We start from the raw sequence: 13,524 nt of genomic DNA, 5'->3' as shown, positions 1-13,524 counted from the left end.
ATGAATTTAATTCAATCTTTTGGTTTAAAGAAAAAAAATAAATCTAAGAAAAGAAGTATAAAATGGGCTTTAGTTGTTTTAGTTACAATATTTTTACTCTTTGTAATTTTAACTATTTTTTATTATCCGAAAGGGAAAAAAGTTTACCAGCAATCTTTAAAAGCCAAAGAGAATTTATTTAAAGCCCAAGAATTAATTGCCCTCCAGGATTATAGCCAAGCCGAAGAATTAATTTATCAAAGTAACAGAAATTTTAATAACGCTAGAGTTGAACTAGAAAAGATGCCTTTACTCAAATTTATGCCCATAATCAGTCAGCAATATCAGGCCATTGATAAAATTTTAAAAGTTGGTGTAGATATTTCCCATTCCACCGGTAACCTTGTTAGTTTAGCCGTAGATATAATATCTCCTTTAAAAGAAAACCATGATATTAGTTTTGCTGACATAACGGTTCAGGAAAAAAGAGTAATATTAGCCAAGTTAAATGATTCTGAGGATACTTTCACCCAGGCTAATGAGATCATAAAAAAATCCAATAATAGTATTAAAAACATCTCCCAAACCGGTCTTATTGGACCAGTAAATGAAACAGTTGTTTTACTTAAAGATTATTTACCCAAAGCTGAGCAAGCCATAAGTCAGCTTTCAGTCTTAGCTAAAATAATTCCGGATTTAGCCGGTTTTCCCAACAGTAAAAAATTTCTTTTTCTTCTCCAAAATAATACTGAATTAAGGCCGACCGGTGGTTTTATTGGTACTTATGGGACTTTAGTACTCAAAGACGCTGATATATTAGAATTTAAAACTAATAATGTTTATAATCTCGATGAGAAAGCGGAGAATTTAAATATTGATCCGCCTGAGCCTCTGACTAAATATAATAAAACTTCACAGTGGTTTTTACGTGATTCAAATTGGTCTCCAGATTTTCCTACCTCGGCTGAAAAAGCTCTTTGGTTTTATGAACAAGAAGGAGGGAGTGAAAAAAACTTTGATGGGGTTATAGCTATCACTCCTGACTTAATTGAATCTTTAATTGAATTAACCGGGTCAATTACAGTTCACGGGGTTAAATTTACCAGGGAAAACTTTACCGATACCCTGCAATACCAGGTAGAAAAAGGTTTTTTGCAAAAAGATATAGATGAAAGTCAAAGAAAAGAAATAATTGGCGATTTATCAAAAGTGCTAATAGAAAATTTATACAGTCTGCCGCAGGCAAAATGGGACGACTTATTTCAGATTATTGATAAAGAATTGCAAGAAAAACATTTTCTTCTTTACTTTAAAAATGAGCAAGCAGAAAATTTACTCAAACAAAATAACTGGGGCGGACAGGTTATACAAAATCCAGGGGATTATATTATGTTTATAGATACAAATTTAGCCAGTTTAAAAACTGACCCTTATGTCACCCGTAACTTTGAATATAATCTAACTGATAAAGGCGATTATTATGCGGCTAATTTAAAAGTAAATTATAAAAATGAAGCTGATTTTACTTGGAAGACTACCCGCTATCGCACATATTTTCGGCTTTATGTTCCTCAAGGCAGTCAGTTAATTGATATTATCGGTACTAATGAAGAAAAAAATGTTGTTAATGATTTGGGAAAAACCTATTTTGGATCCTTTATTTCTATTGAACCAGGAGAAGAAAAAACAATTACTTTTAAATATAAACTGCCAAAAAAAATTCGCAATATGATTAATGATGGTAATTATCAGCTTGTTATACAGAAACAACCGGGGGCTGCTAACTATAAAACTGACCTAAATTTAGAATTTCATAAAAATATAAAAGCCTTTTCCAGGATTGACAATTTGGAAAAAGAGAGTAATAATAAGATAACTTTTTCAAACCCACTTAACAAAGACTATATAATTAATATTAGTTTAAAATAATGTTTTTCAAAAGAATTGGTATTGATTTAGGCACTACTTACACCTTAGTTTATATGCCAGGACGGGGAATTGTTATTAATGAGCCTTCAGTGGTAGCTATTTCTTTGGTTGATAAAAAGGTATTAGCTGTTGGCTTAGAAGCTAAAGATATGATCGGGAGAACTCCTGATACTATTGTAGCTCAAACACCGTTAAGGGAGGGCGTAATCGCTGATTATCGGACAACAGAAGCTATGATTCGCTATTTTATTAATAAAGCTCTAAGCGGAGTGAGACTTTTCCGTCCAGAGGTTATGATAGCCGTGCCAGCTGGTATCACTTCAACTGAAAGAAGAGCGGTTATAGACGCTACTATGGCCGCTGGGGCTAAAGCAGCCTATATCATTAAAGAGCCGGTGGCCGCGGCTATTGGCGCTAATATTCCTATTGGTTCAGCTTCCGGGCATATGATAGTTGATATTGGTGGTGGTACTTCTGAAATTGCGGTTATTTCTTTAGGTGGCATTGTTTTCAATAACTCAGTCAGAGTAGGCGGCACTAAAATTGATACTGCTATTATAGAATATGTTAGAAAAAAATATAGTTTAGCCATAGGCGAAAGAACAGCTGAAGAAATAAAGATTAAAATAGGCTCCGCCTTACCTTTAGAAGATAAATTAAGTATGGATATTAGAGGGCGTGACATGATTTCTGGTTTGCCAAAAACTATTTCCATAATCTCAGATGATGTAATCGAAGCTATTCAAGATGAACTTTCTTCAATCATTCAGGCTATTAAAATAGTTTTACAAAACACTCCACCTGAGCTTTCAGCAGATGTTATAGATAAGGGCATGGTCTTATCAGGCGGTTCTTCACTTTTAAGAAATATTGATCGTTTAATAACTCAAGCCACTGGTGTTAATGCTTATGTAGCAGATGATTCTCTTTTATGCGTAGCCAAAGGAACCGGTATTGCTTTAGATAATCTCGAGTCTTATAAGAGAAGTATATTATCCGCCAAATAACTATGATTATCGGTATTGATGCTTCCAGAGCCAATAAAAAAGAAAAGACGGGTACTGAATGGTACTCGTATAATTTAATCCAGCAATTTTCAAAACTTGACCAAAAAAATAAGTATAGACTATACACTAAAAAACCCTGGCAGGAAAATATTAATAATCTTGGCAATAATTTTGAAAATAAGGTGCTTAAGTGGCCTTTTGGATTTTTATGGAACTTAATTCGTTTATCCTGGGAAATGATAATAAATCCTCCGGATGTACTTTTTGTGCCGGCTCATACTATTCCTTTATTTTCTCGAACAAAAATAATTACCACTTGCCACGATGTTGGTTTTGAAGTCTTTCCCGAATTTTACGCTAAAAAATTAATTGGTGGCAAAAACTTATTTTCTAAAATATTATATTTAATTATAAAAATATTCAGTTTAGGACGTTACTCTAATAACGAACTTGATTATCATCGTTTCAGTATGAAGCTAGCCGTTAAAAAGGCCTATTCTATTATAACTCCTTCAAAATTTACGGCTCATGAAATAAAAAAATATTATAATATTAATAGGAGTAAAGTTAATATTATCTATGAAGGGTATGATCAGGATCAATATCACCCGACTAAAAATAATAAATTAAAAAAGAAAATTCTTGATAAATATAATATAAAAGAGCCCTTTTTAATTTATGTCGGCCGTTTAGAGAAAAAGAAAAATATACTGGGGCTTCTTAAAACATTCAGTCTTATCAAAAAAAAATATAAAAAACCCTTAAAACTACTTTTAGTCGGTAAGCCAGGCTATGGCTGGAAAAAGGCTGAACAATTTTTAAATACTTCTAATATTCAAAGAGAGGTTATTAGACCGGGCTGGGTTAGTGATAAAGATTTGCCATTATTATATAATACAGCTCTAGCCTTAGTTTTTATCTCATATTATGAGGGTTTTGGCTTACCGCCTTTGGAAGCCATGTCTTGCGGTTGTCCAGTTATAGTTTCAGACAGAGCTTCTATGCCTGAAATTGTCGGATCAGGCGGCCTTATTTTAGATCCGGATAATTATAAACAAATAGCTAAGGAAATTATCAAAATTATTAAAAATAATAAAAACAGACAAAATCTTATTAAGAAAGGTTTTAGCCGGATAGAAAAATTTTCTTGGCAAAAATGTGCCAGACAAACATTAGAACTTATTAAAAATTATTGACGAAAGAGGCTATAAATGGTACTATATTTTTATATATAATATAATTTATGGTAGAAAAAATCTTTCAGGAAGCCTTATATTCGGGTCACAAAAAAGTATTTGATTATTTTAATAAATCAATAGAAAAGAAAAAGTTATCGCATGCTTATCTTTTTCTGGGGCCTGAAGGGGTTGGTAAAAAAGAGGCAGCTGTTAACTTTTTAAGGCGTATAATTTGTCAAAAAAAGAAAAACTCAGCCCCCTGTTTAAAGTGTCAATCTTGCCAAATCTTTAGAAGAAAAACAAGTGCTGATTTTTTAGAAATAAAAAAGAAATCTGATAAAAAAAATATAAGTATCGAACAAATTAGGGCTCTTATAGATCATCTCAGCCTAAAGCCTCTTAATTGGCCCTATAAATTTGCTCTTATTGATCAGGCTGAATTGATGAGTGAGTCAGCCAGTAACAGTTTTTTAAAAACCTTAGAAGAGCCCTCAGATAAAACCATTATTATTTTAATAGCTTCCAACAAAAATCGTTTACCAGAAACTATTACTTCTCGTTGTCAGACAATAAGGTTTAATTTTATTAGTCACTCCTTAATTTTTGATTATCTTAAAAAAAGTCAACTGATAAATAATCAAAAAGCTTCGTCTATAAGCCAGATTGTTCAGGGTCGGATTTCACAGGCCAGAAAAATGGCCAGAGATAATGAATATTTTGAATCATACCAAGAAACTATTAATAGATTTTTAAATTTATTTTCGTTTAGTTTAGCGGATCGTTTTAAAGAAATTTCCTCACTTTACGGCAATCTTACCCCATCGAAAAACTCCTTTATTAACTATCACTCATTAATTAATATTTGGTTAACGGTTCTGCGTGATTTGTTACTTTATCAATCAGATCAAGAAAACAAAATTACTTTCGTTTTTAAAAAAAATATCTATAAAAAGATAATCAAAGGTAAAAAGGATCTTTATTTTAAAAAATTAATTGATCATCTTATAGTGACAAAAATGCTCATAGATCGCAATTTGAACCCTAAGATTGTTTTAGAAAATTTCATACTTAAAATATAATTTTATGAAAAGATTAATTCCCATAATACTAATACTATTTTTTATAGCCGGTTGTTCAATAAAAATTGGCGGCTCTACCAGCAATGATCTAGGAATTTATCGTAGTGACGATTTTGGTAAAAAATGGCAGCAAAAGGTTTATGCTGGGCGAATAAAGAAAAAAGAACTAAAAATCAGTGATATTAGTGTTAACAAAATTATTCCTTCACCGGATAAAGAAATGCTTTATATATGTACAGCTGGTCGTGGTATTTATAAATCAGATAATTTAGGCGATATTTGGCAGGAAACAGGTTTGAAAAGTGGTACCTATGTTGATGTGGCTTTTGATGGTGAAAATAAAGATATAATTTATACTGCTTCTAAAGGAAGAATTTATAAATCAGTAAATGCTGGCAAAAATTGGGATGTAAAATACATCGAAGCTGAACCGGGTCGAACTATTACAGATGTAGCTACTGATTACTATGATTCCAAACGTATCTATGCGGCTACTAATACAGGCGCTATTATTAAAAGTGATGATTATGGTAACACCTGGCAAATATTAAATAATTTAAATACATATATTTCTGAAATGTTTTTTGATCCTTATGACTCTAGAATAATTTATATTAAGACAAAAAATAATCTCTATATAAGTTATGATAAGGGTTTAACTTGGCATGGTTTAAGGGTAGCACTTAAAGATTATAAAGGGGCTTCATCCATAAAATCAATTAGCTTTAATATGCTGGATACCAGTGAATTCTATATATCTACTAATTACGGTATCTTAAAAACTGAAAATCGCGGAGAATCATTTAAACCGGTGAAAACATTAGTTAATTTTGGCACTAGTATAAACCAGGTAGCCCTAGATCCTGAAAATCCAGAGATTATATATATCATTAGAAGTAATAAGTTTCATAAATCTATTAATTCAGGTGAAGAATGGGAAACTAAAATATTACCCACTTCCGGCAGTATTTCTGATATTGAAATAATACCTCGCGAGAAAGATACTAATCCTATATTAATAAGTGTTTATAAAAATAAATAAATAATTATGTTAAAAAAAGATCTAAAAAAGAAATTTGAACAATCTATTGATTATTTTAAAAAAGAATTAAAAGGTCTTAGAACCGGACGAGCCAAACCAGCAATTGTTGAGTCCATAAAAGTGGATTATTACGGCACACCTACCCCTTTACTGCAGTTAGCTTCAGTTAACGCCCCTGATTCAAAAATGATTATTATAGAACCCTGGGACAAAAATGTTATTAAAGAAATAGAAAAAGCTATCCAAAACTCTGATCTTAGTCTTAATCCAGTGGTGGAAGGTAATCAAATACGTTTAAATATTCCGCCGATGACTGAAGAAAGAAGAAAAGAAATAACTAAAACGATTTCAAAAAAATCTGAAGAAGTGAAACAAAGCCTTAGAAATGCTCGTGAAGAGTATATGAAAGAGATTAAAAAAGATAAAGACGAAGGTAATATTTCAGAGGATGATTATTATCGTCAAGAAGAAGAAGTGCAAAAAGTGCTTGATGAATTTAACCATAAAATAAAAGACTTAGCTGATAATAAAGAAAAGGAGGTAATGACTATATAAATGTTATTAACTATTATTAGTTTTGTATTAGTATTAAGTATTGTTATTATCGTCCATGAATTTGGACACTTTTTAGCCGCTAAAAAAACCGGTGTAAAAGTAGAGGAGATTGGCCTTGGTTTTCCTCCACGTATGTTTGCTTTTAAAAAAAATGATCGAGAATACTCCTTAAATTGGATCCCCTTAGGCGGCTTTGTTCGTCTTAAGGGTCAGGGGGACCGCTCTGTGCAAAGCGAAGACAGTTTTAACACTAAAAAAGTGTGGCAGAGAGCCCTGATTATGTCAGCCGGCGTTTTAATGAATGTTATTTTAGCTATTGTTGTTTTTAGTTTCGGCTTTACGTTGGGTTTGCCTTCGGCTATTGGTGATAATGTTCCGGGGGCTAAAATAAGCGATGAAAAAATTCAAGTTTATGAAGTTGTTGAGAATACCCCGGCTGAAAAAGCAGGCTTAAAAACTGGAGATATCATTATCTCTATTGATGACCAGGGTTATAAAGATATAAATAATTTAAAAAATTATTACACTGATAAAGAAGGAGAGACACTTAATATTTCGGTAAAAAGAGGAGGGGAGATAATAAATCTTAATATTAAACCAGAAAAACTAGATGAAAGCGATCAAGCAAAAATGGGAGTCAGTCTGGTAAATACCGGTATAGTCTCCTTTCCTTTACATTTAGCGGTGTGGAATGGTTTAAAGGCAACCTTTATTATGCTCTGGCAGATAATTTTAGGTTTTTATAATTTAATTAAAAATGCTTTAATTTCCCATCAAATTTCGGCTGATGTGGCTGGCCCGGTTGGTATCGCCGTCATCACCGGCCAAATGGCTAAAATGGGTTTTGTTTATCTTTTGGAATTTATCGGTATGCTTTCTTTAACTCTGGCTTTAATTAATTTTCTACCTTTGCCGGCTTTAGATGGTGGTCATTTATTATTTTTACTGATTGAAAAGATAAAAGGCTCGAGAGTTAATGAAAGAGTGGAAAATATAGTACACACAGTAGGGTTTTATCTGATAATTTTATTGTTTTTTGTTATAACCTTTCGTGATATTATAAAATTTAATATTGCTTCTTCAATTTCTGATTTTTTTAAAAATATATTTTAATTAGTTTATGAAACAAAGTCAGCTATTTTGCCAAACATCAAAACAAGCTTCAAAAGATGCTGAAACCATCAGCCAACAGTATTTAACTCGAGGTTCTTATATAGATCAACTTTCAGCCGGTATCTGGACTATTTTACCTTTGGGTCTGAAAGTCTTTCGTAAAATTGAGAATATAATTCGTCATGAAATGAATAAAATCGGTGGTCAAGAACTTTTTCTCCCTACTTTACAACCAAAGCGTATTTGGCTTGACTCAGGTCGCTGGAATAAAATGGAACCCCCTTTATTTAAATTAAAAGATATCCATAAGAAAGAATTTGCTCTGGGTTCAACTCACGAAGAAGTAATCACTGACTTAGTTAAAAAATACTTAAATTCTTATAAACAGCTGCCTTTTGCTCTCTATCAAATACAAAATAAGTTTAGAAATGAAATACGCGTAACTGGGGGGTTATTAAGAGTCAAAGAATTTATCATGAAAGATCTTTATAGTTTTCATGCTACAAAAGAAGATTTAGATAATTATTATAAGAAAGTTCTGCAAGCTTATAAAAATATATTTAAAAGACTGAAATTAAAGGCCGAAGTAGTTGAAGCTCAATCAGGCTCTATCGGTGGTGATTTTTGCCATGAATTTATGGTTTTAGCTGATTCTGGTGAAGATAAAATATTAATTTGTCAAGACTGCAATCAAGCCATCAATAAAGAAGCTTCTACCAAAAAAACTTGCCGCCATTGCCAAGGTAAAATGAAGGAGGCTAGAGGTATTGAAGCCGCCCATATTTTTAAGCTTAACCATACTTACAGTAAAAAAATGGGAGCTACTTTTACCAATAAAGAAGGACGTGAAAAATATGTTTATATGGGCTGCTATGGTATTGGTATTGGTCGTTTAATGGCCTCAATAGTTGAAGCTTGTCATGACCAGTATGGTATTATTTGGCCAAGCAGTGTCACTCCTTATAAAGTTCATCTCCTTAATTTGTCCAAAACCTCAGAATATGCTGATAAAATATATGAAAAATTACTGAAAAATAATATTGACGTACTTTATGATGACCGTGATGTATCCTCTTCTTATAAACTTAAAGACGCTGATCTTATGGGAATAAGTACTCGAGCCGTGATTAGTGATAAAAATGGCCAAAAAATTGAGATAAAAAAAAGAAAAGAGAAAAAAGCCAACCTTTTTTCTCTGAAAAACTTTATTAAACAAATTTAAAATGTTTAAAAAAATATTTAAAAGATTTTCCAAGGATATGGGGATAGATTTAGGAACAGCTAATACCTTAGTTTATATTCGCGATAAAGGTATTGTTATTAATGAACCTTCAGTAGTGGCCGTTAATACTAAAACAGAACAAATCTTAGCTATTGGTGATGAAGCCAAGAAAATGGTCGGCAAAACCCCCTCTCATATTACCGCTATGAAACCTCTGGTTTCCGGAGTTATTTCTGATTTTGAAGTGACCGAAAAAATGCTCAAGTATTTTATAGAAAAAGTTCATCAAGAAAGATTTGGTTTTTTACCTCGTCCGCGTATAGTAATTGCTATTCCCTTGGGCATAACAGAAGTGGAAAAAAAAGCGGTAGAAGACGCCACTCTACACGCTGGAGCCAGTGAAGTATTTTTAATTGAAGAGCCAATGGTTGCGGCTATTGGCGCCAGACTGCCTATTCAAGATGCTTCAGGTAATATTGTAGTTGATATCGGCGGTGGCACTACAGAAATAGCGGTCATCTCATTAGGTGGCGTCGTGGCTTCAAAATCTCTTAAAGTAGCTGGTAACGAATTTGATCGCAATATTATCCAATACACTCGTGAGGAATTTAATCTCTTAATTGGAGAAAAAACTGCTGAAGAATGTAAAAAAAAGATCGGCTCGGCTATGGTTGAAGATAATGAAAATAAGGCAATGAAAATCCGCGGACGTGACTTAATAAGCGGTTTACCTAAAGAAGTAACTATTACTTCTTCTCAGGTAAAAAACGCTTTAAATCGGTCTCTTAAAACAATTGTTGAAAATATTAAAAATACTATTGAAAGCACACCACCGGAACTGGTTTCTGATATTTATACCCGAGGTATTGTTTTAACTGGTGGTGGCGCTTTACTGAATAATCTTTCTAAAGTTATAAATATGGAGACTAAAATTCCTGTCAATGTAACTGATGATCCCTTAACCTGTGTCGTGCGAGGCACCGGACTTATATTAGAAGATTTTGAAAATTTAAAAGAAGTTCTGATTACTCCTTCTGAAATTGATATGTAAAATTTATGCCCATACCAATAAAATATAAAAATATATTTTTTATAATTGGAGTTGTAGTAATACTCTTAGTTTTGTTGCATGGCGTGGGAGTTTTAAAACCGGTAGAAAACGCCACTATTTGGCTTTTAAATCCGGTTCAAAAAGCCGGTATTTCTTTTACTACTTCAATAAAAAACTTTTTTAATAATTTTGTTAGTATAGAAAAGCTCCAAAAAGAAAACAAAGATTTAAAGAAAGAAATAAATAAGCTAACCATTGAAAATAATTATCTTAAAACTCTTTTTGAAGAAAATAAAATTATCAGCTCACAGGTAGAAGAATTACAAAAGAAAAACTATTCCTACGTTTTTTCTCGCGTCATTAGCCGGGGTGTTGACCCAACTTTTAAAACCATGGTAATCAATCGCGGAACAAATAGTGGTATCAAAAAAAATATGCCGGTAGTGACTGAGAAGGCTATACTTATCGGTAAAATAGCTCAAGTAGAAAAAAATAGTGCTCAAGTCATGCTACTTAACGACGTTAGAAGTAAAACAGCCGCTCAGATTCAAAATGAAGAGTTAAGTGAAGGCTTAATTACTGGTGAATTTGGGCTAACCTTAAAAATGGATTTAATACCAAAACAAGATCAAATTAATGTTGGTCAGTCAGTAGTTACCAGCGGCTTGGAGAACTCTATTCCTAAAGGTTTACTTATTGGTGAAATAAAAAGTATCAAAAAACAATCAGGTGATTTTTTTCAGTTGGCTTTTATTGAGTCGCCGATTAACTATGATCACGTCCAGATTGTTTCTGTTTTAACAAAATATTAAAAATGAATAAATATATTACCAACGCTATTTTAATTTTTTTAGCCGTCTTGTTTCAACTAAATTTTATTAATTTTTTGCCTCCCACTTTAAAATTTATTAATCCGCTCTTAATTATCATTATTATAATAATGATAACTCAGGACCTTAAACAAAGTCTTATTTGGTGTTTAGTAGTTGGTTTTTTTATAGATTTATATTCGTTTTTGAATTTTGGCACTTATATCTTTACCTACATTTTAACTATTATTATTACCTATTATTTGTTTCAAAAATTTATTACCAATAAAACTCTTTACACTTTTTTAGTATTAACATTCTTTTCAAGTTTGATATTTTACACTTTATTGGCTTTTTCTTCTCTATTTGTGCAATATTTTGGCTTTAGTTCTTACAGTTTAAATGTTTCTAAAAATTATTTAATTTTTATATTAATTCAGGGAGTTTCTAATAGTTTGATTGTTGTACTTATTTATATGATTATTAACTTTTTAACTCAAAGACTTAAAGCTAATTTTATATTCAAAGATGCCAAAAAATAATAAACATAAAGATATATTTAAATCTCCTCTTATTAAAGATAGTGCTATTAACCGCGCCTATAAGGCTAATCTAGTAGAAGCTGATATTTTAAATCATCAATCAAATCAATCCTCATTAAAAAATATTCCCCATAAGAAATTAAAAATATTTTATGCCTTAGTGTTTGGGCTTTTTATAGTCGTTTTTTTTCAACTCTTAAATCTTCAGGTTATACAGGGTCAAGAATATCGCGACCGAGCGGAAAACAATCGTATAAAAAATGAAATTTTAAGTTCTCCCAGAGGAATTATTTATGATAGTCAGAACAATATCTTAGTTAAAAATTCCCCAAACTTTACTCTATATTTTACCCCAGCAGATTTAACGAATGATTATTCTAAACAGGAAGAAATGGCCCATAAATTATCGGAAATCATTGATATTAAATCAGAAAAAATATTAGAATTATTCAAACAAGCTGATCCCTTGAGCAGTCAGCCGGTTATTATTAAAGAATATATAGATTATAATAAAGCTTTAAAATTAAAAATATTACTAGAAGAAAACCCCTCCGTAAAGCTAGAAACACAAGCTGTAAGAGATTATCAAAAAGGACCGGCCTTTTCCCATTTATTAGGCTATATGGGTAAGATTACAAAAAAAGAACTTGAAGACAATGATGATTACCGAATTATTGATTATATAGGAAAAATGGGTTTAGAAAAAGAATATGAAAATCAGTTAAAAGGTAAAGATGGTATTCGTCAAGTAGAAAGAGATAATTTTAATAGGATAAAAAATATTATTGCCACCAAAGAAGCTGTGCCCGGTAACAATCTAGTTCTTTCAATAAATAGCAGTCTTCAAGAGACTCTCTACAAAAAATTAGAATCAGAAATAAAAAATCATGAGGCTACGGGTGGAGCTGTAGTGGCTATGAACCCTCAAAATGGAGAGATATTAGCCTTTTTATCCAGTCCAAGTTTTGATAATAATTTATTTTATAAAGGCATAGACGAAAAAACATACCAGGATTTAATTAATAATCCGGATAAACCTTTTATCACTAGAGCTGTTTCTGGAGAATATCCTCCAGGCTCAACTATAAAGCCGGCTATTGCCTCAGCCATTTTAGAAGAGGGGATAGCTAGCCGGTATGACACAATTAACAGTACCGGCGGTATTAAAATTAGCCGCTGGTTTTACCCTGACTGGAAAAGCGGTGGTCACGGTATAACTAATGTGGTTAAAGCTATTGCTCAATCAGTAAATTCTTATTTCTATATTTACGGCGGCGGTTATAATGATATAAAGGGTCTGGGCTTAGAATTAATTAATAAATATCTAAAAATGTTCAACCTTGGTACTCGGCTCGGTATAGATTATCCTAGCGAAAAAAATGGGTTTTTACCTTCTCGTCAGTGGAAAAAGGAAACCAAAGGTGAGAATTGGTATATTGGAGATACTTATCACTTAGCTATTGGTCAGGGTGATATTTTAGTTACTCCTTTGCAGGTAGCTAGTTTTACTGCGACTATTGCTAATCAAGGGACAATATACAAACCCCACTTAGTCAAAAAAATAACAGATGTAAACAATAATACGCTTGATGATATAGAGCCTGATATATTAAAAACTGATTTTATAGAAAAAAAACACTTAAACACTGTAAGAGAGGGGATGAGAGAAGCTGTTTTATCCGGCTCAGCCCGGGCTCTTTCAAGTTTACCTTTTTCTGTTGGCGGTAAAACCGGTACGGCCCAATATGCTCAGAATAAACCGACTCACGCTTGGTTTACCTGCTTTGCTCCCTATGAAAATCCTGAAATTGTTATTACCGTCCTGGTAGAAAACGGCGGTGAAGGCCACGCAGCGGCCTTACCAGTAGCTAAAGCTGGCTTAGAAGAGTATTTGGCTGATAAATAGTTTTATTCCTTTTGTGGAAAATCTACTTGACATAATTTATAAAATCATTAAAATTATTTAATACAGCTATCAAATACCCAAAAAAGCCTTTATGCGCTATTTTTTATTTGGA

General features: G+C 32.2%; 12 protein-coding genes. All 12 read left to right on the top strand.

The window, feature by feature from the left end:
* The 12 genes from U5L76_02110 to mrdA are packed head-to-tail and all read left to right on the top strand — an operon-like array spanning position 1 to position 13,412.
* Positions 1 to 1,908, top strand: a complete 1,908-nt coding sequence (locus U5L76_02110; GenBank protein MDZ7798392.1) for a DUF4012 domain-containing protein — start codon at positions 1 to 3, stop codon at positions 1,906 to 1,908.
* Positions 1,908 to 2,915: a rod shape-determining protein gene (locus tag U5L76_02105; GenBank protein ID MDZ7798391.1), complete on the top strand. Its 1,008-nt coding sequence runs from the start codon at positions 1,908 to 1,910 to the stop codon at positions 2,913 to 2,915. The genes U5L76_02110 and U5L76_02105 overlap by 1 nt, the downstream gene beginning before the upstream one ends.
* Before the next feature lie 2 nt (positions 2,916 to 2,917).
* Positions 2,918 to 4,111 carry a glycosyltransferase family 1 protein gene (locus U5L76_02100; GenBank protein ID MDZ7798390.1) on the top strand — a complete coding sequence of 398 codons (1,194 nt, stop codon included), beginning with the start codon at positions 2,918 to 2,920 and terminating at the stop codon, positions 4,109 to 4,111.
* 47 nt (positions 4,112 to 4,158) lie between these two features.
* Positions 4,159 to 5,172 (top strand): DNA polymerase III subunit, encoded by a 1,014-nt coding sequence (locus U5L76_02095; protein ID MDZ7798389.1) that lies wholly within the window; start codon positions 4,159 to 4,161, stop codon positions 5,170 to 5,172.
* Positions 5,173 to 5,176: 4 nt separating this feature from the next.
* Positions 5,177 to 6,214, top strand: coding sequence for a hypothetical protein (locus U5L76_02090; protein MDZ7798388.1), 1,038 nt, complete (start codon positions 5,177 to 5,179; stop codon positions 6,212 to 6,214).
* Between the two features lie 6 nt (positions 6,215 to 6,220).
* Positions 6,221 to 6,769: a ribosome recycling factor gene (gene frr, locus U5L76_02085; GenBank protein ID MDZ7798387.1), complete on the top strand. Its 549-nt coding sequence runs from the start codon at positions 6,221 to 6,223 to the stop codon at positions 6,767 to 6,769.
* Positions 6,770 to 7,882: an RIP metalloprotease RseP gene (gene rseP, locus U5L76_02080; GenBank protein MDZ7798386.1), complete on the top strand. Its 1,113-nt coding sequence runs from the start codon at positions 6,770 to 6,772 to the stop codon at positions 7,880 to 7,882.
* Positions 7,883 to 7,889: 7 nt separating this feature from the next.
* Positions 7,890 to 9,104 carry a proline--tRNA ligase gene (gene proS / locus U5L76_02075; protein ID MDZ7798385.1) on the top strand — a complete coding sequence of 405 codons (1,215 nt, stop codon included), beginning with the start codon at positions 7,890 to 7,892 and terminating at the stop codon, positions 9,102 to 9,104.
* A 1-nt stretch (position 9,105) separates the two neighbouring features.
* The gene (locus tag U5L76_02070; GenBank protein MDZ7798384.1) at positions 9,106 to 10,155 is read left to right on the top strand and encodes a rod shape-determining protein; all 1,050 of its coding nucleotides are present in this window, start codon (positions 9,106 to 9,108) and stop codon (positions 10,153 to 10,155) included.
* Positions 10,156 to 10,160: 5 nt separating this feature from the next.
* Positions 10,161 to 10,967 (top strand): rod shape-determining protein MreC, encoded by an 807-nt coding sequence (mreC, locus tag U5L76_02065; GenBank protein ID MDZ7798383.1) that lies wholly within the window; start codon positions 10,161 to 10,163, stop codon positions 10,965 to 10,967.
* 2 nt (positions 10,968 to 10,969) lie between these two features.
* Complete coding sequence (locus U5L76_02060; GenBank protein ID MDZ7798382.1) at positions 10,970 to 11,506, top strand: hypothetical protein; 537 nt, start codon at positions 10,970 to 10,972, stop codon at positions 11,504 to 11,506.
* Positions 11,493 to 13,412: a penicillin-binding protein 2 gene (mrdA, locus tag U5L76_02055; GenBank protein ID MDZ7798381.1), complete on the top strand. Its 1,920-nt coding sequence runs from the start codon at positions 11,493 to 11,495 to the stop codon at positions 13,410 to 13,412. Before U5L76_02060 ends, mrdA begins: the two co-directional genes overlap by 14 nt.
* The last annotated feature ends 112 nt before the right edge of the window (positions 13,413 to 13,524 follow it).

It is taken from the genome of Patescibacteria group bacterium (genome assembly GCA_034520665.1).
Lineage (GTDB): Bacteria > Patescibacteriota > Patescibacteriia > JAXHNJ01 > JAXHNJ01 > JAXHNJ01.
Note: the sequence above shows the minus strand (reverse complement) of the source record. Positions and strands in the feature narration are given on the sequence as shown.

Excerpts from the sequence above, each read along its gene's own strand:
- U5L76_02110 (MDZ7798392.1), top strand. The coding sequence starts at position 1 with ATGAATTTAATTCAATCTTTTGGTTTAAAGAAAAAAAATAAATCTAAG.
- U5L76_02105 (MDZ7798391.1), top strand. The coding sequence starts at position 1,908 with ATGTTTTTCAAAAGAATTGGTATTGATTTAGGCACTACTTACACCTTA.
- U5L76_02100 (MDZ7798390.1), top strand. The coding sequence starts at position 2,918 with ATGATTATCGGTATTGATGCTTCCAGAGCCAATAAAAAAGAAAAGACG.
- U5L76_02095 (MDZ7798389.1), top strand. The coding sequence starts at position 4,159 with ATGGTAGAAAAAATCTTTCAGGAAGCCTTATATTCGGGTCACAAAAAA.
- U5L76_02090 (MDZ7798388.1), top strand. The coding sequence starts at position 5,177 with ATGAAAAGATTAATTCCCATAATACTAATACTATTTTTTATAGCCGGT.
- frr (MDZ7798387.1), top strand. The coding sequence starts at position 6,221 with ATGTTAAAAAAAGATCTAAAAAAGAAATTTGAACAATCTATTGATTAT.
- rseP (MDZ7798386.1), top strand. The coding sequence starts at position 6,770 with ATGTTATTAACTATTATTAGTTTTGTATTAGTATTAAGTATTGTTATT.
- proS (MDZ7798385.1), top strand. The coding sequence starts at position 7,890 with ATGAAACAAAGTCAGCTATTTTGCCAAACATCAAAACAAGCTTCAAAA.
- U5L76_02070 (MDZ7798384.1), top strand. The coding sequence starts at position 9,106 with ATGTTTAAAAAAATATTTAAAAGATTTTCCAAGGATATGGGGATAGAT.
- mreC (MDZ7798383.1), top strand. The coding sequence starts at position 10,161 with ATGCCCATACCAATAAAATATAAAAATATATTTTTTATAATTGGAGTT.
- U5L76_02060 (MDZ7798382.1), top strand. The coding sequence starts at position 10,970 with ATGAATAAATATATTACCAACGCTATTTTAATTTTTTTAGCCGTCTTG.
- mrdA (MDZ7798381.1), top strand. The coding sequence starts at position 11,493 with ATGCCAAAAAATAATAAACATAAAGATATATTTAAATCTCCTCTTATT.